This is a genomic window from Streptomyces sp. NPDC057302 (genome assembly GCF_042667685.1).
Lineage (GTDB): Bacteria > Actinomycetota > Actinomycetes > Streptomycetales > Streptomycetaceae > Streptomyces.
Genome location: NZ_JBHUZJ010000062.1, coordinates 33,350 through 58,175 on the forward strand (window position 1 = coordinate 33,350; position 24,826 = coordinate 58,175).

Annotated in this window: 27 protein-coding genes and 1 pseudogene; 6 read left to right on the plus strand and 22 right to left on the minus strand. The window is 70.5% G+C overall.

Going from position 1 to position 24,826, the window contains the following annotated elements:
* Positions 1–92: 92 nt before the first annotated feature.
* The 10 genes from ACFUPX_RS32275 to ACFUPX_RS32320 form a co-directional block, all read right to left on the minus strand.
* Positions 93–845, minus strand: a complete 753-nt coding sequence (locus ACFUPX_RS32275) for a FadR/GntR family transcriptional regulator (protein WP_383330716.1) — start codon at positions 843–845, stop codon at positions 93–95.
* A 17-nt stretch (positions 846–862) separates the two neighbouring features.
* The gene (gene denD / locus ACFUPX_RS32280) at positions 863–1,903 is read right to left on the minus strand and encodes a D-erythronate dehydrogenase (protein WP_383330719.1); all 1,041 of its coding nucleotides are present in this window, start codon (positions 1,901–1,903) and stop codon (positions 863–865) included.
* Positions 1,900–2,703 carry a 2-oxo-tetronate isomerase gene (gene otnI, locus ACFUPX_RS32285; RefSeq protein ID WP_383330722.1) on the minus strand — a complete coding sequence of 268 codons (804 nt, stop codon included), beginning with the start codon at positions 2,701–2,703 and terminating at the stop codon, positions 1,900–1,902. Before otnI ends, denD begins: the two co-directional genes overlap by 4 nt.
* A 35-nt stretch (positions 2,704–2,738) precedes the next feature.
* A complete protein-coding gene (locus tag ACFUPX_RS32290; protein WP_383330725.1) occupies positions 2,739–4,043 on the minus strand; it encodes an MFS transporter in 1,305 nt (434 codons plus the stop codon).
* A gap of 49 nt (positions 4,044–4,092) precedes the next feature.
* Positions 4,093–4,794, minus strand: a complete 702-nt coding sequence (locus ACFUPX_RS32295) for an aldolase (RefSeq protein WP_383330728.1) — start codon at positions 4,792–4,794, stop codon at positions 4,093–4,095.
* The gene (gene otnK / locus ACFUPX_RS32300; RefSeq protein ID WP_383330731.1) at positions 4,791–6,071 is read right to left on the minus strand and encodes a 3-oxo-tetronate kinase; all 1,281 of its coding nucleotides are present in this window, start codon (positions 6,069–6,071) and stop codon (positions 4,791–4,793) included. Before otnK ends, ACFUPX_RS32295 begins: the two co-directional genes overlap by 4 nt.
* A 3-nt stretch (positions 6,072–6,074) precedes the next feature.
* Entirely contained in the window at positions 6,075–7,010 is a 936-nt protein-coding gene (gene ltnD, locus ACFUPX_RS32305) for an L-threonate dehydrogenase (protein WP_383330732.1), read from the minus strand.
* 176 nt (positions 7,011–7,186) lie between these two features.
* Complete coding sequence (locus tag ACFUPX_RS32310) at positions 7,187–7,837, minus strand: hydrolase (RefSeq protein WP_383330734.1); 651 nt, start codon at positions 7,835–7,837, stop codon at positions 7,187–7,189.
* A gap of 68 nt (positions 7,838–7,905) precedes the next feature.
* On the minus strand, positions 7,906–8,670 hold the full coding sequence (locus ACFUPX_RS32315) for a cytochrome c oxidase assembly protein (protein ID WP_383330736.1): 765 nt from the start codon (positions 8,668–8,670) through the stop codon (positions 7,906–7,908).
* Complete coding sequence (locus ACFUPX_RS32320; RefSeq protein WP_383330739.1) at positions 8,667–9,116, minus strand: DUF2243 domain-containing protein; 450 nt, start codon at positions 9,114–9,116, stop codon at positions 8,667–8,669. Before ACFUPX_RS32320 ends, ACFUPX_RS32315 begins: the two co-directional genes overlap by 4 nt.
* 160 nt (positions 9,117–9,276) lie before the next feature.
* Between ACFUPX_RS32320 and ACFUPX_RS32325 the strand changes: the two are divergent.
* Positions 9,277–9,952, plus strand: a pseudogene (locus tag ACFUPX_RS32325) (HAD family hydrolase).
* 4 nt (positions 9,953–9,956) lie between these two features.
* On the opposite strand, the gene ACFUPX_RS32330 reads toward ACFUPX_RS32325, so the two are convergent.
* Positions 9,957–11,108: an RNA polymerase sigma factor gene (locus tag ACFUPX_RS32330; RefSeq protein ID WP_383330794.1), complete on the minus strand. Its 1,152-nt coding sequence runs from the start codon at positions 11,106–11,108 to the stop codon at positions 9,957–9,959.
* A gap of 8 nt (positions 11,109–11,116) precedes the next feature.
* Positions 11,117–11,524 (minus strand): YciI family protein, encoded by a 408-nt coding sequence (locus ACFUPX_RS32335; RefSeq protein ID WP_383330742.1) that lies wholly within the window; start codon positions 11,522–11,524, stop codon positions 11,117–11,119.
* A 187-nt stretch (positions 11,525–11,711) separates the two neighbouring features.
* Here ACFUPX_RS32335 and ACFUPX_RS32340 point away from each other — a divergent pair, with 187 nt between their 5' ends.
* Positions 11,712–12,392: an adenylate kinase gene (locus tag ACFUPX_RS32340; RefSeq protein WP_383330745.1), complete on the plus strand. Its 681-nt coding sequence runs from the start codon at positions 11,712–11,714 to the stop codon at positions 12,390–12,392.
* Between the two features lie 16 nt (positions 12,393–12,408).
* Here ACFUPX_RS32340 and ACFUPX_RS32345 read toward each other — a convergent pair whose 3' ends face one another.
* From ACFUPX_RS32345 to ACFUPX_RS32360, 4 genes are all read right to left on the minus strand, one after another.
* A complete protein-coding gene (locus ACFUPX_RS32345; protein WP_383330748.1) occupies positions 12,409–13,140 on the minus strand; it encodes a maleylpyruvate isomerase family mycothiol-dependent enzyme in 732 nt (243 codons plus the stop codon).
* A gap of 83 nt (positions 13,141–13,223) precedes the next feature.
* Entirely contained in the window at positions 13,224–13,601 is a 378-nt protein-coding gene (locus tag ACFUPX_RS32350) for a toxin Doc (protein WP_383330751.1), read from the minus strand.
* Positions 13,601–13,840, minus strand: a complete 240-nt coding sequence (locus tag ACFUPX_RS32355) for a hypothetical protein (RefSeq protein ID WP_383330754.1) — start codon at positions 13,838–13,840, stop codon at positions 13,601–13,603. The genes ACFUPX_RS32350 and ACFUPX_RS32355 overlap by 1 nt, the downstream gene beginning before the upstream one ends.
* Before the next feature lie 16 nt (positions 13,841–13,856).
* Positions 13,857–14,462 (minus strand): ArsR/SmtB family transcription factor, encoded by a 606-nt coding sequence (locus ACFUPX_RS32360; protein ID WP_383330756.1) that lies wholly within the window; start codon positions 14,460–14,462, stop codon positions 13,857–13,859.
* A 90-nt stretch (positions 14,463–14,552) separates the two neighbouring features.
* Between ACFUPX_RS32360 and def the strand changes: the two genes are divergently transcribed.
* Positions 14,553–15,215: a peptide deformylase gene (gene def, locus ACFUPX_RS32365; protein ID WP_383330759.1), complete on the plus strand. Its 663-nt coding sequence runs from the start codon at positions 14,553–14,555 to the stop codon at positions 15,213–15,215.
* 37 nt (positions 15,216–15,252) lie between these two features.
* On the opposite strand, the gene ACFUPX_RS32370 is transcribed toward def, so the two are convergent.
* Positions 15,253–16,581 carry an aspartate aminotransferase family protein gene (locus ACFUPX_RS32370; protein WP_383330761.1) on the minus strand — a complete coding sequence of 443 codons (1,329 nt, stop codon included), beginning with the start codon at positions 16,579–16,581 and terminating at the stop codon, positions 15,253–15,255.
* An 88-nt stretch (positions 16,582–16,669) separates the two neighbouring features.
* Between ACFUPX_RS32370 and ACFUPX_RS32375 the strand changes: the two genes are divergently transcribed.
* Entirely contained in the window at positions 16,670–17,581 is a 912-nt protein-coding gene (locus ACFUPX_RS32375) for a LysR family transcriptional regulator (RefSeq protein WP_383330764.1), read from the plus strand.
* 22 nt (positions 17,582–17,603) lie between these two features.
* Here the strand turns inward: ACFUPX_RS32375 and ACFUPX_RS32380 are convergent, their stop codons facing one another.
* From ACFUPX_RS32380 to ACFUPX_RS32400, 5 genes are all read right to left on the minus strand, one after another.
* The gene (locus tag ACFUPX_RS32380) at positions 17,604–19,043 is read right to left on the minus strand and encodes an FGGY-family carbohydrate kinase (RefSeq protein ID WP_383330767.1); all 1,440 of its coding nucleotides are present in this window, start codon (positions 19,041–19,043) and stop codon (positions 17,604–17,606) included.
* Between the two features lie 106 nt (positions 19,044–19,149).
* A complete protein-coding gene (locus ACFUPX_RS32385; protein WP_383330770.1) occupies positions 19,150–20,613 on the minus strand; it encodes an FAD-binding oxidoreductase in 1,464 nt (487 codons plus the stop codon).
* Positions 20,614–20,702: 89 nt separating this feature from the next.
* On the minus strand, positions 20,703–21,479 hold the full coding sequence (locus tag ACFUPX_RS32390) for an SDR family NAD(P)-dependent oxidoreductase (RefSeq protein WP_383330773.1): 777 nt from the start codon (positions 21,477–21,479) through the stop codon (positions 20,703–20,705).
* 53 nt (positions 21,480–21,532) lie between these two features.
* The gene (locus ACFUPX_RS32395) at positions 21,533–22,843 is read right to left on the minus strand and encodes a nitrate/nitrite transporter (RefSeq protein WP_383330776.1); all 1,311 of its coding nucleotides are present in this window, start codon (positions 22,841–22,843) and stop codon (positions 21,533–21,535) included.
* Positions 22,844–23,107: 264 nt separating this feature from the next.
* Positions 23,108–23,674: a glycerol-3-phosphate responsive antiterminator gene (locus ACFUPX_RS32400; protein WP_383330779.1), complete on the minus strand. Its 567-nt coding sequence runs from the start codon at positions 23,672–23,674 to the stop codon at positions 23,108–23,110.
* A gap of 137 nt (positions 23,675–23,811) precedes the next feature.
* On the opposite strand from ACFUPX_RS32400, the gene ACFUPX_RS32405 reads away from it, so the two are divergent.
* A complete protein-coding gene (locus ACFUPX_RS32405) occupies positions 23,812–24,102 on the plus strand; it encodes a hypothetical protein (RefSeq protein ID WP_383330782.1) in 291 nt (96 codons plus the stop codon).
* A gap of 265 nt (positions 24,103–24,367) precedes the next feature.
* Positions 24,368–24,826, plus strand: a 459-nt coding sequence (locus ACFUPX_RS32410) for an ABC transporter ATP-binding protein (protein WP_383330785.1), incomplete at its 3' end; no start/stop codon positions are given.

Genomic DNA, 24,826 nt, shown 5'->3' on the forward strand with positions numbered 1-24,826 from the left:
GCCGTACGAGGCACCGGAGTTGCCGGGCCGGGCACTCGGCTAAGTGCCGCGCATCCCGCCCACGCACTCACGTCACGTCAGGCCACGTCACGTCACGGCGCCGAGTCCAAGTCCACCCCGAGGTCGTCCGTCTCCGTCCAGAAGCCCTCGTCCGCGTCCTGGAGCCGCGACGCCGCGTGCTTCATGTGGCGGCGTACGGCGCTGCGGGCCGCCGCCGCGTCGCCCGACTCGACGGCCGCCAGGATCGCGTGGTGCTCCACCCGCACCGCCTCGATGAAGTCGCCCCGCCGCGCCTCGTTGGCCCGTGTGACGCGGATGCCGCCGCGCATGACCTCACCCAAGTACCGCACGGTGGAGACCATCACCGCGTTCCCGGTGGACTCGGCGATCGACTGATGGAACGCCAGGTCCTCGTCCACGCCGTCACCACCGGCCGCGACCGCCTCGTCGATCGCGGCCAGGGACTGCCGCATCCGCGTGACGTCGTCCGGTGTGGCGCGGGTGGCCGCGAGGGAGGCCGCCTCGCCCTCCATGGCGCGGCGGACCTCGACGATCTGCATCACCTTGGACTTGGTGCCGGAGGCCTCGGCCTCCAGGTCGAGCGGCCGGGTGCGCCGGGGCAGGACGAACACGCCCCGGCCCTGGCGCGGTTCGACGAGGCCCGCGTTGCGCAGCCGCGAGACGGCCTCGCGGATCACGGTGCGGCTGACCCCGAGTTGCTTGACCAACTCGACCTCGGTCGGCAGCTTGTCGCCCTCGGCGATACGTCCGGACTCGATCTCCTCCGAGAGGATCGCGGCGACCCGGTCCGCGAGCCGTATGGGGCCACTCACCTTGGAGAACATGCTCGTCAGTCTATCCGTCAGGGCCTGATCGCCCCGGCCGCGGCCAGCGCACCTGCGGTGATCGCCTCGGGGTGGTCCTCGACGTACGCCCGTACGACCGACTCGAAGTTCTCGTCGGGCCGCAGGCCGAGCGCCGTGGCCCGCGCGTTGTCGAAGACGGCGGGCCACGAGCCGACGATGGCTTCGACGGCGGGGTCCGGCGCGAGGGTCACCAGGTCGGCGACGGCGTCCCCGGCCACCCGGCGCAGCGTGTCGAGCATCTCGGCCACCGTGACCGTCAGTGCCGGCAGATTGACCGGAAGCCCGCCCGCGAGCTCGCCGGGCCCGCTGCCGCGCTCGGCCTCGGCGATGCGCAGGATGCCCTCGACGGTGCGCCGGGGCGAGGCAAGGGCGACGGGCAGGTCGGGGCTGACCGGGCAGGTGGCGGGCAGGCCGGAGAGGGGTTCGCGGACGATGCCGGACAGGAAGCCGGACGCGGCGGCGTTGGGCTTGCCCGGCCGCACCGAGACGGTCATCAGGCGCGCCACGCGCCCGTCGACGAAGCCCCGGCGGGTGTACTCGGCGACCAGTTGCTCGCAGATGCGCTTCTGCGTCCCGTAGCTGGACTGCGGGGTGGGCAGCGTCGACTCGGCGACCACCTCCGGCAGCGCGAGCGCGGCGTCGGAGCCGTAGACCGCGACGCTGCTGGAGAAGATCACCCGGGCCGTGGGGCCGCCGTCGGCCGCCTGGGCGCGGGCGGCGTCGAGCAGCGCGCGTGTGGTGTCCAGGTTGGCGTCCATGCCGAGGTCGAAGTCGGTCTCGCACTCGGAGGAGACCGCCGCCGCCAGGTGGATCAGGACGTCCACCGGCTGCGCGAAGATCTCGCCGAGGCGCTGGCTCAGATCGCCCTGGACGACGTCCACCAGCGGATCGGCCGCCAGAGGTATCCCGGCAGGTACGAACCGGTCGGCGAGCACAAGGCGGTCGATGGGCGCCCCGCACAGGGTCCGCCGCGTCAGCAGGGCTTCGGCGACCTGCCGTCCCAGGAAGCCGAAGCCACCGGTGATGACGATCCTCATGCGCGTTCTCCTCGGTAGTTCTTGAGCCAGCCGAGCCCCTCGCTCGTACCGGCCCGGGGGATGTACTCGCAGCCGATCCACCCGTCGAAGCCCAACTCGTCGACGACGTCGAACAGGTGGTGGATGTCGAGTTCGCCCTGGTCGGGCTCGTGGCGGTCGGGGACGCCCGCGATCTGCAGATGGCCGACGCGGCCGGTGGGGAGGTCGCGGCGCAGTGTCGTGGTGAGGTCGCCCTCCACGATCTGGCAGTGGTACAGGTCGAGTTGCACCTTGAGGTTCGGCGCGCCCACCTCCTGCACGATCGCGTGCGCCTCGGCCTGCCGGTGCAGGAAGTAGCCCGGCATGTCACGGCCGTTGATCGGTTCGATCAGGAGGTCGACGCCCGCGGCGGCGGCCCGCTCGGCGGCCCAGGCCAGGTTCGTCAGGTAGGTGGCGTGGTGCGCGGCCCGCTGGTCGGATGTCGCCTCCGGCGGCAGGAGACCGGCCATCACGTGCACCTGGCCGCAGCCCAGCGCGGCGGCGTACTCCAGCGCCCGCTCGATGCCGGAGCGGAGCTCGGCCTCACGGCCGGGCAGTGCGGCGATGCCCCGCTCGCCGGCCTCCCAGGCGCCGGGTGGCGCGTTGAACAGCACCTGGCGCAGGCCGTGGTCGTCGAGCCTGCGGCGCAGGTCGGCGGCTTCGTACGCGTAGGGGAAGAGGTACTCGACGGCTTCGAAGCCGTCCGCCGACGCGGCGGCGAAGCGGTCGGGGAAGTCGGCTTCGGTGTACATCATGGACAGGTTCGCGGCGAACCTCGGCATGCGTGCTCCTGTGGTGGGGCCGTGACCGGACCCGGTCATCGGTTGACGACGTCCTTCTTGGTGGTCAGCACGGCGATCGCGCCGACGACGAGACTGAGGGCCAGGACGTACATCGGGATGGACGTCGAGCCGGTGGCGTCCTTGAGGCCGCCGATCATGTACGGGCTGACGAACCCGGCCAGGTTCCCGACCGAGTTGATCAGGGCGAGCCCGGCCGCCGCGGCGGTGCCGCCGAGGAACGCGGTCGGCAGCGACCAGAACAGCGGGGCGCAGGTGAGTACGCCGGCGGCGGCGAAGGACAGGGCGATCAGGGACAGCACGGTGGACCCGCTCCAACTGGCGGCGAGCGAGAAGCCGACGGCGCCCATGAGGCTGGGTACGACCAGGTGCCAGCGGCGCTCGCGGCGCTTGTCCGCGGAGCGTCCGAACAGGTTCATCGCGATGAGCGCGGCGACGAACGGCACGGCGCTGAGCACGCCGATGGTGAAGTTGTCGTCGATGCCGGTCGACTTGACGAAGGTGGGCATCCAGAAGGTCAGGGCGTACTGCCCCATCACGAAGCAGAAGTAGATGAGGCACATCAGCCACACCTTGGGGTCGCGGAAGCCGTCCCAGACCCGGCTGTGCTTCTGGTGCGCGGTGTCCTTGGCGATCGCCGCCTCCACGATGTCCTTCTCCTCGTCGGAGAGCCACTTGGCGCCGCGCACGCCATTGTCGAGGTAGAACAGCGTGGCGACACCGATGAGGAGCGCCGGAATCGCCTCGAGCAGGAACATCCACTGCCAGCCCTGCCACCCGTTCACCCCTTGGAAGCGGTCCATGATCCAGCCGGAGAGCGGGTTGCCGAAGATCCCGGCCACGGGGATCGCCGACATGAACATCGCGATCACGCGGGCCCGGCGGTGGGAGGGGAACCAGTAGGTGCAGTAGAGGATGACGCCCGGGTAGAAGCCCGCCTCCGCCGCGCCGAGCAGGAAGCGCAGCACGTAGAACATCGTCTCGCTGGTGACCAGCGCGAACGCCCCCGATATCAGACCCCAGGTGATCATGATCCGGGCGATCCAGGTGCGTGCGCCCACCCGCTGGAGCATCAGGTTCGAGGGGACTTCGAAGATGAAGTAGCCGATGAAGAACAGCCCTGCGCCCAGGCCGTACGCCGCTTCGCTCAGGCCCAGGTCGTCGGACATCTGCAGCTTCGCGAAGCCGACGTTGACGCGGTCCAGGTAGGAGAAGACGTAGCAGAGGATCAGGAAGGGGACGATGCGGAGAACGACCTTGCGGAACACGGCGTTCTCACGGGCGAGGTCGGGTGTCTCCGCCGTGGTGGTGGACGTGGACATGCGGAATCCTTACTGCGGCTCAGGGGATTCTCCGACGGGCGGTGCCAGGTCACCAAGAGGCGCCGAACACGGCCTTGAGTTCGTGGAGAGCGGGGGCGGGGAGCGGCTCGGGGCGACGGTCGGTCAGGAGCCAGAGGCGTGCCGTTTCCTCGAGTTCCTCGAGGACGGCCAGAGCGGATGCGGCGTCCGGACCCCAGACCACCGGGCCCAGACGGTCGAGCAGTACGGCCCTGATCGGCGTGCGTCCTGCCGCGCGATCAGCGATACGGCCGGTCACCAGGTCGGCCACGCGGGGATCTCCGGGCCGGTGGTAGGGGATGAGCGGGACGTGCCCGACCTTCATGACGTAGTACGGCGTGAGGGGCGGGAGCACGTCGTCCGTGCTCCACACACCGGCCAGGGTGAGCGCGACCAGATGCGTGGAGTGGGTGTGGATGACGAAGCGTGCCGTGGGGTCGGCGGCACAGATGCGCCGGTGCAGGGTGAGGGTCTTGCTGGCGCGGTCGCCCGCGATCTGCTCGCCCCCGGCGTCGACCAGGGCCAGGCGCTCGGGGTCCAGGAAACCCAGGGCGGCGTCGGTGGGCGTGATCAGGTGGGAGTCGCCGACCCGCGCGCTGATGTTGCCGGCGCTCGCGTGGACGTAGCCCCGGGCGAAGAGGCTGCTGCCCACGCGGACGATCTCGGCGCGCGCGTCGTCCACCTCGTCCACCTTGCCGGCGCTGCTCACGGCCGCGCGAGGGAGTTGCGTCATGCGGACTCCCGGCCGAGGTGGGTGAAGGCCGAGGCGAAGAAGTCGGGGCCGCCGAAGTTGCCGGACTTCAGCGTGATGTGGAGCGTGTCCCCGCCCGGCAGGGCCGCCGCACACCACGGCACCCCGGGGTCGATCTGCGGTCCGATACGCAGCCCCGTCACGCCGAGGGCCTGCACCACCGCCCCCGACGTCTCGCCACCGGCGACGACGAGTTGACGGACGCCGAGCCCCATGAGGCCTTGGGCGACGCGGGCCAGGGTCTGCTCGACGAGCGCACCTGCCTCGGCGGCACCCAGGCGCCCCTGGACGCTCTTGACCGCGTCGGGCGTCTCGGTGGAGTAGACGAGCACAGGCCCATCGGCCAGGTGCGCGGCGGCGAAGGCCAGGGCCTGCCCGGCCACGTCCTCGCCCGCCGCGATCCGCAGCGGATCCACGCTGAACGCGGGCCGGCCGCCGCGCAGGAACTCGCGGACCTGGCCGTTGGTGGCGCCGGACACCGACCCGGAGACGACGGCCTGATGGCCGGTGGGCGGCGGCAGTCGGGCGGCGGCGGGGGACGGCTCGAAGCCCCAGTTCGCGGGCAGACCGATCGCCAGACCCGAGCCGGCTGTCACCAGCGGCATTCCCTTGACCGCGGCGCCCAGCCGTACGAGATCGTCGTTGGAGACGGCGTCGACGACCGCGGCGCCGATGCCCTCCCCGCGCAGCACGTCGACGCGCTCGCGGATCGCCTCGGCTCCGGCGGCGACCACGGTGTGGTCGATGAGACCGACCGGGCGCGCGGTCTGTGCGCCGAGCACGGACAACAGATTGGAGTCGGTCATCGGCGTCAGCGGGTGATGGCGCATGCCGCTCTCGCTGAGCAGGACGTCGCCGACGAAGAGATGGCCCTTGAACACGGTGCGCCCGTTGTCGGGGAAGGCGGGGGTCGCGACCGTGAAATCGGTGCCGATGGCGTCCATCAGGGCCTCGGTGACCGGCCCGATGTTGCCGGCCCGCGTCGAGTCGAAGGTCGAGCAGTACTTGAAGTAGATCTGCTCCGCGCCCGCGGACCGCAGCCACTCCAGCGCCCGCAGCGAAACCTCGACGGCCTCGGATGCCGGGGTGGTCCGCGACTTGAGGGCGATGACGACCGCGTCCGCGTCGAGCGGCCCTTCGACACCGGCCTGCGGCACGTCGATCAGCTGGACGACACGCATGCCCGCGCGCACCAGGTTGTTGGCCAGGTCCGTGGCGCCGGTGAAGTCGTCGGCGATGCAGCCGAGTCGGATTCCCATGCGTCAGCCCTCCAACGGCTCGGCGCGGCCGGGCAGTTCGATCCCCGGGAAAATCTTGATCACCGCGCTGTCGTCCTCGCCGCCCAGGCCGGATGCCGACGCCTGGAGGAACATCTGATGGGCGGTGGCCGCCAGGGGCAGGGGGAACTTCTCCGGCCGGGCCGCGTCGAGCACGAGCCCCAGGTCCTTGACGAAGATGTCGACCGCGGACAGCGGTGTGTAGTCCCCGGCGAGCACGTGCGCCATGCGGTTCTCGAACATCCACGAGTTGCCGGCGCTGTGCGTGATGACTTCGTAGAGCGCTTCGGCGGGCACGCCCGCCTTGATGCCCAGGGCCATCGCCTCGGCCGCCGAGGCGATGTGCACGCCCGCGAGCAGCTGATTGACCACCTTGACCTTGGAGCCGATGCCGGCCTCGTCGCCCAGGCGGTAGACCGTGGCGCTCATGGCTTCGAGTACCGGATCGGCGATCGCGTACGCGGTGGGGGCGCCCGACGTCATCATGGTGAGCTCGCCGCAGGCGGCCCGCGCGGCGCCACCGGAGATGGGCGCGTCCAGGTAGAGCACGCCACGCTCGGCCAGGCGCCGTTCGAGCTCGCCGGACCAGGTGGGGTCGGCCGTGGAGCACATGACGTAGACGGAACCGGGACGCAGCCGCTCGGCCGCGCCGCCGACGCCGTCCGTGCCGAACAGGACCGACTCGACCTGCGCCGCGTTGACCACGACGCCGACCAGGACGTCGACCGAGGCCGCCAGGTCACCGGCGGAGGCGAAGGCGGTGCCGCCGTCCTCGGCGAAGGCCGATGCCACGTCGGGGCGCAGATCATGAACGCCCACGTCGAACCCCGCGTCCCGCAGGGTGCGCGCCATGCCGAGCCCCATGGCCCCGAGCCCCACCACGCCCACGCGCGGCCCTGCCGGCCTGTCCTGGTCGTCCATGCCCATCCTCGTCTCGCTGTGCTGTGCCGTCCGGGGTGCGGCCCGGCTCTGAATCCGTGCGGCGATCGGGTCATATGATGACCTGAGGATGTGGGATGGCGCACTGTGATGCCGGTCACATGCCGGGTGGAGGTGTGGGCGGTGGCCGGTGCGGGCGGACGCACCGGCCGGGACGCTCAGGAGTGCGACAGTCCCATACCGGCGAACCAGCGGGCCGACACGGCGGCGACCTCGTCCAGCGCCCCTGGTTCCTCGAACAGGTACGTGGCGCCGGGGATCACGCGCAGCCGGCTCAGGGTGCGCAGCCGGTTGGCCGTCTCCCGGTTGAGCCGCAGCACCTCGGTGTCACGGCCACCCGCGAGCAGCAGGACGGGCGCGGACACCCGGCCGATCACGTCGTCCCCCGCCAGGTCGGGGCGGCCGTCGGGGCAGATCACCGTTTCCACGATCCCGGGCCGGGCGGCGGCGGCGCCGAGCGCGGCCGCCGCGCCCGTGCTCGCGCCGAACAGGCCGAGCGGCAGATCGGTGGCGCGGGCGGCGAGCCAGTCCACGGACGCGATCAGACGGTGTGTCAGCAGGTCGATACCGCAGTGGTGTTGACCGGTCGCCCAGTCGGCGGCCTCCTCGTCCGCGGTGAGCAGGTCGATGAGCAGTGTCCCGAGCGCGGCGTCGTGCAGCGCGCAGGCTACCGCCCGGTCGCGCGGGCTGTGCCGGGGGCTGTCGCTTCCGTGGGCGAGGATCGCGACGCCGAACACCGTGTCCGGCACGGTCAGTTCACCGATGATCGCCCCCTCGCCGTTGGGCACGGTGATGGTCTCGGACAGCATGGAACCTCCGGTTTCCGGGGACGGGGTGCGTGCCGGGTACCCCGCGCGGACTTCACTACGCGGCAGCGTCATCCAGGATGTGCCCGCGGCGCTCGCCGGGCCCGGACGAGCGCCCGGCCCCCGGCCGCGTACCACTGGTGCCCGAGCAGCACGGCCAGGGCGATGCCGACCACGTCCCCGCCGTAGTACATGACATACGACGCGCCGTGCAGATCGGCCACGGCATACGTGGTGCCGGGCGGGCCCGTGGCGTACAGCGACTTGGCCAGGATTCCGTGCGCGGCCGACGCGGCCAGCAGGCAGCCGCCCCGCAGCGCGAACCCGGCACGGTGACGCAGCGGGTCCACGGCCAGGACGGCGAAGGCCAACAGCAGACCGGAGGTCAGAAGATGCGCGCCGACCAGCGCGTGCAGCCAGGGCCGGTGGTGTCCGGCGGCCAGCAGCGGCGTGCGGTACACCGCCCACAGGCCGGCGACGTGCAGGAGCGCGGCCACCGGCGGCCATACGAGCAGGGCCGCCGCGCGGGAACGTACGCACGAGAGGAGCCGCTGTCGAGGCCGCACGGGCAGCGCGCGCAACGCCAGGGTCACGGGCCGGCCGAGTACGAACAGCAGCGGCGCGATCATCCCGATGCCCAGATGGGTGACCATGTGCCCGGTGAACGGCGGCCACCCGTGCCACGGCGCGGCCAGCGAGGCGATCAGCGCCGTGCCGCCGGCACAGAACGCGACGTCACGCCGGTGCGGCCAGCGGTCGCCGCGCCCACGCAGCCGCCAGGACGCCGCCACGTAGCCGAGGCAGCACACGGCCACGACCAGCACCACGGCCGTCATCGGCGGGCCCGGACCAGCAGCAGCACGCCTCCGAGCAGGAACAGCACGGCGATCACGTTCCAGGTCCAGTCGTACGGTGCGAGGTCCACCCCGTAGCGGATCTGGTGCAGCTCCAGCGCCTTGTGCTGGAACGTGCCGTCGTACAGCTGGAAGCCGCCGAGCCCCAGGCACAGGCCCGACCAGCAGGCGGTGAGGTTCCGGGCGCCCCGGCGCCACAGATCCGCGTACAGGAACAGGCCCGCCACCATCGCAAGCCAGCCGAACGCATGGAATATCCCGTCGGAGACCAGACCGGCCTCGCTCGACGCCTTGTCGTAGAAGTGGTGCCAGTGCAGCAACTGGTGGAACACCATCTCGTCGACGAACGCCGCGATCCCTACGCCGACCAGGGCCCCGGCGAGGAGGGAGCGCGTACGTCGTTGCTGCTCACGGGGGTGGAACGTCATCCGGGGCTCCTCGGTGTCCGGCGGCCGTGCGGGACCGGGTACCCGTGAAGCGGAACGGCAGAGCGTCGTATTCGAGCCCCCGTGCCGTAAGGCGTACGTGCCGCCAGGACGGTGATTGCGTACGGTGAAAGCCCCCCGGAAATCCATGAACGGAGCCCTCGTGACGCGTGCCGCCCTGTTCGACGTCGACGGAACGCTCGTCGATACCAACTACCTGCATGTCACGGCCTGGTGCGAGGCGCTTCGGCAGGCCGGTCACCGGGTGCCGATGCGCGCCGTGCACCACGCGATCGGCCTGGGCGGCGGCGACCTGATCGCGCACGTCCTCGGCGACGACCGCGATCCGGACCAGGACGATGCCATCAGCGCCGCGCACAAGACGCTCTACGGCACCCACTTCGACCGGCTCGAAGCCTTCGAGAACGCGGGACAATTGCTGCGTTCACTCGCGGGGGACGGCTGGACCATCGTCCTGGCGACCTCCGCGGGAGGCGCCGAACTCGACGCGCTGCGCGCCGCCGTCGACGCGGACGACGTCATCACGGCGACGGCCAGCGCCGACGACGTCGACGAGGGCAAGCCCGCTCCGGAGCCCGTCGCGCACGCCCTCGAACTGGCCGGTGCGCACGCGCGGGACAGCGTGCTCGTCGGCGACTCGGTCTGGGACATGGAGTCCGCGCGGCGCGCGGGCGTCACCCCGCTTGCTGTCCTGAGCGGCGGCATCCCCCGCGAGGATCTCACCAGGGGCCGGAGCGGCGGAGGTGTACGACGACACCGCCCACCTGCTGGCGTCGCTCAAGGACAGCGTGTTCGCACGCAAGGAGAACGCGGGCTGACCTGTCAGCGAGACTGCCGCCCAAGGGAGTTGAGCCGGGCGGCCTGACGTGTCAGGTGGTCGCGCTCGGCGAGGTCGGGTGCCTTGCGGGCCGCCTCGGCGTAGAGCCGTGCCGCCTTTGCCAGGTCGCCGTCCCGCTCGTGGAGGTAGGCCGCCACCGCCGTGTACCGGGGCAGCGAGTCATCCAGTGCCGCGAGCGCCGACAGACCGGCGCGTGGTCCGTCGGCCTCGCCGACGGCCACCGCGCGGTTGAGCCGGACGATCGGGCTGTCGGTCAGGCGAGCGAGCTCGTCGTACCACTCGACGATCTGCACCCAGTCGGTCTCGTCGGCGGCGGGCGCGTCCGCGTGGAGCGCCGCGATGGCGGCCTGGGCCTGGAACTCGCCGAGCCGGTCACGGGCGAGGGCCGCGTACAGGATCCCGATGCCCTCGGCGATCGCCTTGGTGTCCCACCGGCCGCGATCCTGCGCGGCGAGCGGCACCAGGCTGCCGTCGGGCGCGGTCCGTGCGCCGCGCCGGGCGTGGTGGAGCAGCATGAGGGCGAGCAGGCCCGCGACCTCGGGGTGGTCGATCGCTGCCGATAGCTGCCGGGTGAGCCGGATGGCCTCGGCGGCCAGGTCGACGTCGCCGGAGTAGCCCTCGTTGAAGACCAGATAGAGGACGCGCAGCACGGTGGCGACGTCGCCGGTCTTGTCCAGGCGCACCCCCGAGACGGTGCGCTTGGCCCGGCTGATGCGTTGGGCCATGGTGGCCTCGGGCACCAGGTAGGCCTGGGCGATCTGACGGGTGGTGAGCCCGCCGACGGCGCGCAGCGTGAGCGCGACCGCGGAGGACGGAGTCAACGACGGGTGGGCGCACAGGAAGTAGAGCTGGAGCGTGTCGTCCACCGTGGGCGCGGGCCCCGGCGCCGGTTCGTCCTCGACGAGATCCTCACGCCGGCGCCGGGCGGCGTCCGAGCGGGTCGCGTCGAGGAACCGGCGCCAGGCCACGGTGACCAGCCAGCCCTTCGGGTCGCGCGGAGGGTCGGCCGGCCAGACGCGGACCGCCTCGACCAGCGCGTCCTGCACGGCGTCCTCGGCCGCGGCGAAGTCGGCTCCGCGGCGGACGAGGACGCCGAGCACGCTGGGCGTGAGACTCCTGAGCAGGACGTCGTCCACGTCGGATGTCACTCCGTGATGGTGTGCGATGCCGTGAGGAAGGGTCGCAGCTCGAGCCACTCGTGGATCGGCTTCCCACCCGCCCCCGGGGCGGCCGACAGCTCCCCGGCCAGCTCGAGGGCGCGCTCATAACTGTCGACGTCGATCACCATCCAGCCCGCGATGAGATCCTTGGTCTCGGCGAACGGCCCGTCGGTGACCGGAGGCCGCCCCTCACCGCCGTACTGCACGAAGGTCCCCTCGGGAGCGAGCGCCTGACTGTCGACGAACTCACCGGTCTGCTCGAGGCGCGCCGCGAAGTCCTGCATGTACCGCACGTGATCCGAGATCTCCTCGGGCGTCCACTGGTCCATGGGCACGTCGTTGACCGCTGCCGGGGCGCCGCGGTAGTGCTTGAGCAGCAAGTACTTGGCCATCGTGTTTCTCCTCGGTACTGGTGCGACCCATTGTGGTCGCATTCACTACGGGGACGGAGCGGGCCACGGATTCTCGACATCGGCGGCCGGTTGATTCTGGCATCGGGTACAACACGCCAGTACCCTCCCGGTTCTGGTCGATCGGCTGAAAGACCCTGGCCACGCATGACGAAGGGACCCCTCATCGATGCGCATCCTCCTGATCGGGCCGCCCGGAGCCGGCAAGGGCACACAGGCAGTGCGCCTTGCCGCGCATCTGTCGATTCAGCACGTCTCCAGCGGTGACCTGTTCCGCGAGCACATCGACCGGGGCACGGAGCTCGGGCAGATCGCCGACACGCACCTACGCGCCGGCCTGCTGGTACCGGACGAGGTCACCATCGCGGTGATCGAAGAGCGCCTTGCCCGCCCGGACACCGAGCACGGATTCCTGCTGGACGGCTTCCCCCGCAACCTTGCCCAGGCGGAGGCGCTGGACGACATCCTCGCCCGCGCGGAGTCGAGGCTGGACGCCGTGCTCGACCTGAAGATCCCCGAAGCGCAGGTGGTCGGGCGGATCGCTGGACGACGACTGTGCCGTCGGGACCGCGGACACATCTTCCACGTCGACTACGGCCCGCCTGAGGTGGCAGGAACCTGCGACGTCTGCGGCGGTGAGCTCTACCAGCGCGACGACGACCGCGAGGCGACCGTGCGCAGGCGCCTGGAGGTCTATCACGGCGAAACGGCCCCGGTCGTCGACCACTTCAAGGCCCAGGGGCTGGTGACCACCCTCTCTGCCGTCGGCGAGGTCCAGGAGGTCCTCGACCGCGTGCTGGCCGCGATCGGCCACGGCCAGGTCGATGCCTCCGGCGCCGGGAAGCAGTGAGCCGGAGGCTGGGGCGTCAGCTCCGCCAGGTGGGCAGGGTCGGCAGAGGGCCCTGCGGTTCGACGGTCAGCGGGTGGCCGTCCGTTCGCCCGGTGAGCCAGCCCAGCAGCTCGGCAGCCGGGCCGGTCACGCGCGGCCCCGGGCTGTCGCCGATCACCCGGGGGCGCTGGTCCTCGTCGGCGCACAGCGTCATGGGCGGGGATTGAGGGTCGGTGCGCAGATTCGCGGTGGTCGTTTCCAGTTCGCGGGCGGTGAAGAGGGCCGGCCAGTGGGCCGGACCGTGGCCGGTGGCCAGGTCGGTGTGGTGCACCTCCACCTCGCGCAGCATGCTGCCGACGGCCCCGCGCACCGGCCGCAGACCGGCCCCGAGCCAGCGCACCGGTACGTCCCAGGCGTTCGGGGGGTGGGCGGCTGCCGCGGAGAGGAAGCGGTGCAGCGCGGTGTCCATGTCGTAGAGGAGGGCGCAGGCGGAACGTCCGGCGCCCTCCTCGATGTCTCGTTCCCGCTGGCCGTCGTCGGCGTACTGCGGCACGTCGGTGCCCGTGCGGGCGGAGGCGAGCAACCGGGTGCGCGAATCGGCGCTGCGGGCGAGGTGCGTCAGGACGTGGCCGCGGGTCCAGCCGGGCAGCAGGGAGGGGGCCTCTACGTCCTGGTCCGACAGCGAGGCCGCCGTCGAGAGCAGTCGGTCGACGCGGGTGCGCAGCAGGGGCAGGAGATCGGCAGGGCTGTCCCCTTCTTCGTGCGGCATGGGCCTCCGATCGGTGATGACGCGGCGCGACACCTGGTATCCGATACTTGTTCCCAGCTTGAGACGCCATGCACCTCGTGCCCTCAGACCTTCCAGGACCTGAGCTGCGTGGCGACCGCGTAGACACCGATGCGGCTCTCGCGGATCTTGCCGACGAGGTCGGACAGTGCTCCGTAGGGCGGGTCGATGCCCTCGCCGGACTGGTCCATGTACTGGGCGGCGACGAACGCCGCGTACAGGCTGTTGCGGTACGGCAGTGGCTCCAGGCGCACGATGGTGTGCAGCAGGGCGGCGGCGCGCCAGGCCGCGTCCGGGTCGGCGGATTCCAGGGTCGGCAGTTTCGTCTTGTGGCGGGCGACCGCGGCGACCAGCGCGGAGTAGTCCGACACGGACATGTCCTCGGGGGCGACGGCGAACTCCTGGACGTCCAGGAGCCAGGCCACATCTACGTACAGAGCCATCAGGCGGCCGCGGACCCCTCGTGACGTGCGGAGGGTGGAATCTCCTCGGGATTGGCCGCGTCGAACTCGGCCCGCAGCCTGTCGGCCCAGGTGGCGGCTCCGGCGACGAACTTCTGGCGTTCCATTTCACGGACTCCGAGGTCGTGCAGGTACTGCTTGAGGCTCTTGCCCTCGGCCGCCGCGGCGGCGCGGACACCCTTGAGCTCCTCATCGGTGAAAGTCACGTTCAGAGACGGCATACCTCCAAGGTACCAACTAGGTACCTGCCGGGGGAGTGCCTCCTGCGTCCGCCCCGGAATCGGGCCCCGACAGCAAGGGGAAGAGCCGGGTGATGAGGGCGACCGGGCGAGCGCCGTCCGGCCGGGCCAGGGGGCGTTGCTCGCGGTCCTGGTAGGGGGCCAGCGCCCGCCGCACGGTGTCCGCGACCCGGTTCATCTCCTCGGGCGTCAGGTAGGCGAGGGCGCTGAAGGCCTCGTCGCGGCGCCATTCGGCCGGGGCCTGGTCGCGCTGGGCGAGCCAGCGCTGCCAGCTCTCGTCCTCCAGGCCGCGCGCCAGATCACCGAACTGGTCCTCCGAAGCCGCACCGGCCGAAGGGTGCTGCTGCCGCAGGCGCCAGGGACGCGCACGCCCCCCGTGGTGAGGAGCCTCCTCGATGTGCCCGTGCCGGGCGAGCTGCCGGAGGTGAAACGAGCAGAGCCCCGAGCTGTGGCCAAGGCGGGCTGCGGCCTCGGTCGCGGTGACGGTGCCGACTTCGGCCAGCAGCTCCATCAGCGCCGTACGCACCTCGTGCTCGCGCAGTCCGTCGTCACCGGTGTTCTGAGGCGTCCGGTCGGGAGAGGAAGTGAGGTCATCTTCAGTCACTTTGCAAAGTCTGCTACTTTGCAAAGCCCTTGGCAAGGCAATGCCAGGCAAGAGCGTGGACGCACGCAGAAGCAGAAGGGGGAGACAGCGATGTCCGTTCGTCACGACCGGTCCCGTCCCGTGGACCGGCGGGTCCGTGTGCTGGGTCAGCCGGTCGACACGTATCCCGCTCCGTCGCCGGAAGCGGCACGGGGCTCCCTGCGTCGGGTCACGGTGGTGGGGGAGGAGGTCCTGAGGCGACCGTGCCGAGAGGTCACCGAGTTCGGAACCGCGGAACTGTCGGCGCTCATCGACGACATGTTCCTCACGATGTACGTGGCCGACGGTGCCGGCCTCGCCGCCAACCAAGTAGGCGTAGACATAAGGCTGTTCGTCTACGACTGCCCGGACGACGACGGGATCCGGCACGTCGGCCACATCATCAACCCCGTCCTGGACCTCCCCGATCCGGGCAGCCGCCGGCTCGTCGACGAATGCGAGGGCTGCCTGTCCGTGCCCGGGGCCACCATGAAGGTCTCCCGGCCCGATCGGGCCGTCGTTCGCGGGCTTGACAAGGACGGCAACCCCCTCGTCATCGAGGGCATGGGCTACTTCGCCCGGTGCCTGCAGCACGAGGCCGACCATCTTCTCGGACACACGTATCTCGACCGGCTCTCCAAGCGGGACCGCAAGGACGCCCTTGGGCAGATGGCAGAGCGCCGCGAGGGCGTCTTCGCCCAACGAGCCCTCAAGGCTGACAGCTTGCGGCGTTGAGAGCCACCGCATCGAGAGCCTGAGAGCCCGGGGCGACTCAGAGCGCCGCGCTGGCCTCGCCGATCGCCTGGTCCAGCATGGTCAGACCCAGTGAAAGCTCGTCCTCGGTGGCCGTCAGTGGTGGCGCCATGCGCAACACCCCGCCCATGCCCGCGAGTTGGACGATGTTCAGGTGCAGCCCGAGTTCGAGGCAGCGCCGGGTGACCCGCGCCCCCAGCTCGTTCGAGTGCTGCTTCGTCTCGCGGTCGGCGACGAGTTCGAGCCCGGCCAGCAGGCCCCGGCCGCGGACGTCGCCGACGGCCGTGTGCCGCCCGGCGATGTCCGCCAGGCCGCGGTGGAGGAACGCGCCGAGCGTCCGGGCGCGTTCGTCGAGCCTGTCGCCGATGAGGACATCGAGGACGGTGTTGCCGACCGCGGCCACCAGCGGGTCGGCGACGTGCGTGGTGAAGAACAGGAATCCGCGCTCGTACGCCTCCTGCTCGATCTCGGCGCTGGTGATTACGGCCGCCAGGGGCAGGCCCGCGCCCAGCGTCTTGGAGAGCGTGAGGATGTCGGGCACGACGCCGTCGCGCTCGAACGCGTACCAGGTCCCGGTACGGCACAGGCCGGTCTGGGCCTCATCGAGGATCAGCAGCATCCCGCGCTCCCGGCACTTGGCGTGCAGCGCCGCGAAGTACCCGGCAGGCGGCTCGATGATCCCGCCGGAGCTGAGGATCGGTTCGACGAGACACGCGGCCAGGCTGCCGGTCGACTGGGCGTCGATCAGGTCGAAGGCGAAGTCCAGCTGGCGGCGCCAGTCCAGCGAGCCGTCGTCCGTGGTGAAGTCGGGCCGGTAGGCGTTCGGCACGGGGATGGCGAAATTGCCGGGCGCGCCCGGACCGTATCCCTTGCGCCCCGCGCTGTAGGTGGCGGACGCGGCGGCCTGTGTCATGCCGTGCCAGGACCGCGCGAACGACACGATCTCGTGCTTGCCGGTCACGAGCTTGGCCATCCGGATCGCGGCCTCGTTGGACTCGGCGCCGGTCGTCAGGAGCAGCGCCTTCTCCAGCGGCGCGGGCAACGTCTCGGTGAGCCGCCGTGCGAGGTCGACCACCGGGCGGCTGAGCATGCCGCTGAAGAGGTGGTCGAGGGACGCGACCTGCCGCTGGACGGTCGCGACGATCTCCGGGTGCGAGTGGCCAAGGATCGCGCTCATCTGACCGGAGGTGAAGTCGAGGATCTTCCGGCCGTCCGCGGTGAACAGGAAGCTACCGGCGGCACGGTCAATGATCTCGCGGGTGAACTCGCCGCCGTAGCGCACGAGATGCCTTTCGGCATCGGTCCAGAAGGTGTCGGTGGACGCGGGGGCGGTGGTCGAAACGGTCATGTCTCCGACGGTAGGCGGCAGCCGAGCGACACGTCCATCTCACAATTCCTGCTTTCCTGTTCGGCAGAACCGCACAACAATGGGGGGCGTGATGAACCCCTGGAGGCTGCGGCTGCTCAGCCAGCTCGACACCCTCGGCACCGTCCGGGCGGTCGCCCAGGCCGCCAACCTGAGCCCGTCGAGCGTCTCCCAGCAGCTCGCCGTGCTCGAGGCCGAGACCCGCACGCAGCTCCTGGAACGCACGGGGCGCCGGGTGCGGCTGACCCCGGCCGGGCTGATCCTCGCGCGGCGGGCGCGGGCGATCCTCGATCACATGGGCAGCGTGGAGGCCGAGCTGCGCGGGTTCGGCGAGGAGCCCGCCGGACTGGTGCGACTGGGGGCCTTCCAGAGCGCGATCCACACCATGGCGGTGCCCGCGGTGCGCCGCCTGGCGCGCGAGCATCCCCACCTCGACGTCGAACTGCTCGAGCTGGAACCGCACGCGAGCATGCCCGCGCTGCGCAACGGCGACGCGGACATCATCATCACGACCACGGACTTCGACGAGCTGCCCCTGGGGCCGGACCTGGACATCGTCCCGCTGGCCACGGACCCCGTACTCCTGGTGGTCCCGCCCGAGCACCCCGCGGCCGGGCGCGGCGCGGCGGACCTCGCGGCCTACGCGGACGAGCCGTGGGCCTTCGACATCCCGCAGTCGTACATGGCCCATCTCGCCCTGCGGCTTTGCCGTCAGGCGAGGTTCGAACCGCGGGTGGTGTGCCGGTTCAGCAACTACATGATGACCCTGCAGCACGTCGAGGCCGGGCTGTCGATCGCCCTGCTGCCGGGCCTCGCGGTCGACGACCGCCGCTACCGCGTCGCCACCAGGGAACTCGCCGCTCCGGTGACCCGCACGATCACGGCGGCGATCCGCCGCGGCTCACCGCCGCGCGCGGCGGTGCGTGCCGTGCTGGAGGCGCTGCGCCAGCAGCCGGAGCTGCCGCTGGCGGTACGGGAGTGAGCGGCCGGCTCTGGGCACGCCGCTATCCGAAGATGTCGTAGCTGCGCCGGTAGATCGCGTCCGTGTGGCCTTGTACGTCCCGGTGGACCTCCTCCAGGCGCCGGTAGAGCCGGTGGCGGTCCGAAGAGGGCAGGAAGGTCGCGCCGGGGCGGACCATCGCGGACACCGCTTCGTCGAAGTCCGCGTACGCGCCGAGGCCCACGGCCGCGCAGATCGCGGCGCCGAGCCCGGCGGTGCTCGTGGCCTCGGCGCGGCGGGCGGGGACGCCGTGGACATCGGCGTGGATCTGCATCATCAGGTCGGAGCGGGATCCGCCGCCGGAGACGATGACCTCGCGGTACTCGGTGCCCAGTTCCGCCGCCATCCGGGCGCTGGTGTCATGGACGGTCATGGCGAGGGCCTCGAGGATCGAGCGGTAGATGTGGAAGCGGCCCTGGCGGCCGTCGAAGCCGAGGATGGAGCCCTTGCGGAAGGGGGCGTCGCCGGGGGCGAGCCAGTCAAGGACCGTCATCAGGCCGTCGCAGCCCGCCGGGACCTTCGCGGCCTCGGAGTTGAGGTGGTCCTCGACGGAGACTCCCGCGGCGCGTGCGTGCGCGGCGGCCTCCTCGCCCAGCAGGTCGCGGTACCAACTCACCGTCCACATGCCGCGCCGCACGCCGTGCGACTCGTAGAGGTAGGAGTGCGGCTCGGACGCGTAGTTGGTCCAGAAGTCGGTCGCGTCGGGGACGTTGCGCGGGCCCGTCGTCATGCCCGCGACGTACGTGCCCAGGGAGACGAGGAGGGTGTCGGGGGTGCGCAGTCCGCAGCCCAGGGCCTCGACCGCCTTGTCGTTGGCGGTGGCGACGACGGGGAGGCCGGCCGGGATGCCGGTGTGGGCCGCGGCGGCCTCGGTGACCGTGCCGAGGGTGTCGCCGGGCTCGACCAGCTCCAGGAGCATGTCGCGCGGGATGCCGTACTTGGCGAGTTCCGCGTCGTCGTCCGTCCACTGCCAGGTGTCGGAGTCCAGGGGCCACATCCCGGCGTAGTTGGCTGCCGTGTCACGGAAGGCGCCCGTCATGCGGTGGCTGACGTAGCCGGAGGACGTGGTGACGTAGGCCGCATCGGGGTTCGTCGCCGTGTAGGGCAGGGAGACCCGCTCGTCCATCCAGCTCATGACCGGCTGGGCCAGGGTGCCGTCCGCCCTGAGGACCGCCCGGCAGAACCGGATCGTGCACAGGCCCACTCCCACGATGTCCGCCACGTCCCCGCCGAAGTCCGCCATGGCCGCGCGGCTCGCCTCGCCGATCGACGTCCACAGGTCGTCGTCCGGGTGCTCGACGACACCGGGGCGCGGGGTGTCGTAGGGGCGCAGCGGGGCGCGGCCCTCGCCGACGGCACGGCCGTGGGCGTCGAAGACGGTCACCTTGGACGACTGGGAGCCGTTGTCGATGCCGATGAAATAGCGGGGACGGGTGCTGGTCATGCCCACTCCGGTCAGGTCGTACGGGGGGATGGGGAGAGAACGATGAGGAGAGGGGGCGCGGGCCGGTCGGCAGGAGGGCGCCGACCGGGCCCGCGCACAAGGGACTTCAGGCGTCCGTCGGGAAGATGGTGCCCTTGTTCATGATCCCGTTCGGGTCGAAGGCCTCCTTGAGCTTGGCGAGGATCGCGTACGCGCTGCCGTGCTCCTGCGTGGTCCAGGGCGCGCGGTACTTGCCGATGCCGTGGTGGTGGACGATCGAGCCGCCGACCCGCAGAGCCTCCTCGACGATGATCGCGTTGAGCGGGACGTGGTACTTGTTGATCTCTTCGCGCGGCTCACAATTGATCTTGTAGTCGTAGACGAAGTAGAGGTTCGTGCCCGTCTGGTAGCTGTGCGAGGAGTGGGCGCCCAGCATCACCAGGTCGTCGGCCGCGGGGAACTCGGTGCGGATGCGGTGCATGACGTTGTCGTACAGCTCCACGGTGCGCGACCAGTCGACCGATACCTCGGTGGTGTAACCGAGTTCGGCCTGCTCGAGCATGACCTGCTGCTCGGCCTCGATCTTGTCGACACCCCAGTTGAGGTTGTCGAACCAGTTCTCGACGAGGGCCGGGTCGACCTTCTCGTGCGCGTACTGGCCGATGACGCGCTCGATCTCCTCGCTGGTCGCGCGGACGATGCCCTTGGGCCCCTCGGCGACGAAGATGACGACGACCTTGCCGTCGTAGAAGTGCGAGAAGTGCTGGCGGGCATCCTCCGGCGAGTACACGCGCACCACCGACGGCTTGAAGCCGTTCGTGACGACCTCGCGGATCACCTTCACGCCGGTGGCGATGTCGTCGACGAGGAAGCCGTGGAACTCGTTGTTCTCCGGCTGGTACTTGAAGATCTTGACGGTGACCTCGGTGATGTAGCACAGCGCGCCCTCGTTGCCGATGACGATGTGCCGGATGTCCGGGCCCGCCGAGCGGCGCGGCACGTTCTTGATGCGGGTGACGGTGCCGTCGGGGAAGACCGCCTCCAGGCCGACGACCATGTCCTCGATCGCCCCGTAGAGGGTCGAGAACTGGCCGATGGAGCGGGTGGAGACCAGACCGCCGTACTGGGCCAGGGGCTTGGACTGCGGGGAGTGCCCGGTGGTCAGGCCCATCGCGCGCAGCGTGTCCTCCAGTACCTGGAGCCGTACCCCGCACTGGACGGTGGCCTGCATGTTCTCCGGGTCGATCTCGATGATCTCGTCGAGGCCCGAGCCGTCGAGTACGAGGGTGTCGTCGACCGAGGTCTCCAGGCCGCCCTCGGTGCCGGTGCGGCCGGTGCGGGCGACGACGTTGATCCTGTTGTCGTCGGCGAAGGCGAGGACCTTCGCGACGTCCTCGGTCGAGCGGGCGTTGACGATCGCGGCCGGGATCGGGCCGTCGAAGATGCCGTGCACGGACTGGTACTTCTTGAACCGGTCGACGCTCGCGAGCTTGAGCTGCTCCTCGTCCGTGACGATCTGCCCGGCGGCGAGCAGATCGGTGAGGCGGGCGACGATGTCCTCGCGGGTGAGCTTGGAGAGCGACTGGGTCATGGTGATCTACCTCGTTCGGTGCGGTGTGAGGGGTGTGCCGAAGATGTCGGGGCGGGTGAAGCCGTCGGGGGCGGGCGGACGCGTCGGGCTCAGCGGACCAGGTAGCCCCCGTCGACCGGGAGGACGTGGCCGTTGACGTAGTCCGACGCACGCGAGGCGAGGAAGACCGTGGCTCCCATCAGGTCGGCGACATCGCCCCAGCGGCCGGCCGGGATGTGGTCCAGGACGCGCTGGTTCGTCTGCGCGTCCGCCCGCGTCGCCTCGGTGATCTTTGTGGCGAAGTAGCCGGGCGCGATCGCGTTGACCTGGATGTTGTGCTGGGCGACCTCGTCGCAGTAGGCCTTGGTGAAGCCGGCGATGCCGTGCTTGGTGGCGGCGTACGCCGGGGAGAACTGGCCGCCGAGGAACGAGAACATCGACGCGATGTTGATGATCTTGCCGGAGCGCTGCGGGATCATGAACCGGATCGCCTCGTGGCTCAGCTCGAACGGCGCCGTCAGGTTCACGCCGATCATCGGGTCCCACTCGGCGCGCCCGAACTTCTCCACCTCGGCGAGATTGCAGATGCCGGCCGAGTTCACCACGATGTCGACCGAACCGAAGGCGTCCGCGCACCCCTCGACGATCTGCCGCGGCACGCCGGGCTCGGTGAGGTCGGCCGCGAGGAATTCCATGCTCCGGCCCTCGGCCTCGATGAGCGCCCGCGTCATGCCGTCGTCGTCGGCGACGGACGGCACGAAGACGTTCGCCCCGGCCTTGGCGAGGGCCAGCGAAAAGGCCTGGCCCAGGCCGGTGTTGCCGCCGGTGACGATGGCGTTCTTGCCGTCGAGGGAGAAGAAGTCGCGGTGGAACTCGGTGATGTCCATGGGGAGTTCGCTCTTTCGTGGTGCGCTGCGGGCAAGGGGTCCTGGCGGGCGGTTCAGGCGCTCACGGGCACCGCCTCGGGAGCCTCGGGGGTGCCCGACACGGAGCGTGCGGCCAGTTCACGGCGCCGCAGGCGGGTGGTGACGGTGGTGAGGCCCAGGCCGAGCAGGGCCATGGCCAGGAGGAACAGGAAGAGGGTGGTGTAGCCGCCGCCGTGCTCGGGCACAGCGGGCGTGGATGCCGGGTCGCCGATCCACCAGGCGCACACGGTGGGCAGGAAGGCGTCGGGCAGATAGGCGATCCCCGAGGCGAGGCCGATGACGCCGCCGCGTTCGTTCTGCGGGATCTCGACCTCGCCGACCTGCGCCCAGTAGACGCCCCGGCTGGCGAACACCAGCAGGCACAGCGCGAACATCAGGGCCAGCGCCACCCACTTGAAGGCCGCGGAGCGCGGCAGGACGAGGAAGACGAGGGCGACGGCGGCGCAGCCCGCGAACATCCACCGCAGAAAGCGGGGTGTGGAGCGGGTGACCTTGTCCACGACGACTCCACCGGCGGGCCCGGCGACGAACTGGAAGACGTAGGTGCGTACGACGCCGATGACGCCGATGAGCGCGGCGGCCATCCCGTACTGATGCTCCAGGAGCGGCGAGAAGTAGCCGAGCGTGGTGTAGAAGCAGTACATCAGCATGACCGTGCCGCCGATCAGCCATGTGTACTTGTTGCGCGCGGCACGCCACAGCTGGTGCAGGGTGACGGTGCTGGAGCCGAGGCCGGCCAGGCGCTCCTCGTCGCCCTTGACGAACAGCCACACGAGTACGGCGTAGACGAAGCACAGCGCGCCGTAGATGCGGATCAGCCAGAGCACGCCCGCCGCCTCGGCGACGCTCGCCGCGACGACGGCCGTCCCCACGAAGCCGACGATCGTCGACGTGACACCCCGCACGCCCTCAAGGAAACCGAACAGGCGGCCCTGCTCGGAGGAATCGCCCAGCATTCCGATGGCTTTCACCAGAGCGGCCCAGTAGAGGCCCATTCCCATGACGGCCATGAGGACGTGCGCAGCGAGAATTCCCCAGTAACCCGGCACGGTTCCCAGATAGAGGTCGGCCACACCGGTGCCGATGAGCGCGGTCACGATGAGCGCCTTGGGACGGAACTTGTCGGCGAACCAGCCGCCGAAGAAGTACATCACCATGGCGACGACACCGAAGATCGAGATGATGTTGGCGTAGTCCTGCGCCGACAGGTCGAGGGCCTGGGCCGTGGGGCCCAGGAAAACGAACCGTATGTACGCGACCTGATAGACGATTCCGCAGGTCATCGACAGGATCAGAAAACTGACCCACCTCTGGGACTTGGTCACGGCGCTCACCACCTCTTTGTGGAAATGCAGGGCAGGACGGGGCAGGACGGCGCGCCCGAAAAAGGGCACAAAAAAAGAACAGCAACTCTCCCGGTGACGGGTGGAGTTACTGTTCTCTGGTCTCTAGTAACTGCCCCGGAACAGAGGTGCGTTGACCCTTGCTCCGGAAGCCGATATGCGATTGTGGTGCAGCGTGTGGCGGCGCCTTCTGCGGGCCGCTCCGCAAAAGTAAATCGAGGGTGTCGGCAGTGTCAACCCCCGATTTCACATCGCCCAGACCTCCCGGTTCGACGAGGCGATCGCACTCGCTCCCGCCTTCAGCGCGGCGAACACGTCGTCCCGGTCGCAGACCAGACCGCCCGCGATGAGCGGCACGTCGATGTCCGCGACGACCCAGGAGATGACCCGCGGCATGCAGCCCGGCAGGATCTCCACACAGTCGGCCTTCGACATGTGCACCTGCGGGGCGAGGTTGCGGTACGAGAGCGAGTCGATGAGGAAGAAGCGGTGCACCGTGTAGAGACCGAGCTCGCGGGCCGCGCGCAGCATGAACGCCTTGGAGCTGAGAACCCCGTCGGCGGCCGTCTGCTCCTTGACGTAGCGCACCACGATCTCCTTGGCCGCGAAGCCTTCGAGCAGGTCCACGTTGACGAGCACGACCCGGCCGTCGTCCTTGAGCCGCCGCACGATCGAGGGCAGATCAAGGACGGTGCCGTAGAGCAGGAAGACGATGCGGCACTCGGAGCGCAGCACGGCGTCGAGATCGTCCTCGTCCTTGACGCTGGCGACGACCGGGTACTCCTCCAGGAGCGACGGGAGCGGCGTGGTCATCAAAGTGGTCTCCTGAAGTGCGGCGCGGCGGCAAGGCCCTTCAGGGTACGGGCGTGACCTGGGCCGACGACGCCGCAACCCTCGCGGGTGGGCTCACCCAGGCCGGATTGTCAGTGGTGGCTGGGAGTGTGGGACGTATGGACAGGGACGAGGAGCTGCTGCGCGGCCGGATCTACGGTCAGGACCACGACGACCCCCGGCAGGGCCCACAGCCGGGGCGGGACTACGGCGAGCTGGTCGGCGGGCCGCTGGACGGCCTGCTGCTCGACATCACCGGCTGGACGAAGGGCGAGACAGACACCGGCGTCGCCCTGCCGACGGAGCTCGGACAGTTCGGTGCCGGCGGACGGGCGCTGTACGACCCGCGCCCCGACGACCCGCGTCCCTGCGACCGGCGCCGCTGGGACTGGTCCGGCGACACTCCCTGACCGCTGCTGGGGTGTCGTAGAGCGTGGCCACCTCCGTCGGGCCGCCGTTGTCCCGGAGGCCAGTGAAGCCGTACTTGCCCCACGCGGCGCCTGCCAGCACCGTCAGCGCTGCCGAGGCGACGGCCCGGCGGCGGCGAACCTCGCTCATCGCTCCCGCCCTTCAGCCCCACACCGCCTCGGGGCGAGGGGTTCTTGTGGCAGAACCTCCGGGTGCTGAAACCGGCGTGAAACCGCGCTGAATGCGCCCTGCCGCACTCTCTGCGGCATGACGACAACGACATCGCCCCCACTTGCCATCGCGGCCACCGGGCTGCGCAAGGCCTACGGGGACAGGACGGTCCTCGACGGCATCGACCTGGCGGTGCCGACCGGTACCGTCTTCTCCCTGCTCGGCCCGAACGGCGCGGGCAAGACCACCGCAGTGAAGATCCTCTCCACCCTCGTCACCGCCGACGCCGGTGACCTGCACGTCGGCGGCCATGACCTGGCCGCCGACCCGCAGGCGGTCCGTGCCGCGATCGGGGTCACCGGGCAGTTCTCCGCGGTGGACGGGCTGATCACCGGCGAGGAGAACATGCTGCTCATGGCGGATCTGCACCACCTGCCCAAGCGTGAAGGGCGCCGGGTGGCCGCGGAGTTGCTGGAGCGCTTCGACCTCACCGAGGCCGCGAAGAAGCCCGCATCCACCTACTCCGGCGGCATGAAACGCCGCCTGGACATCGCC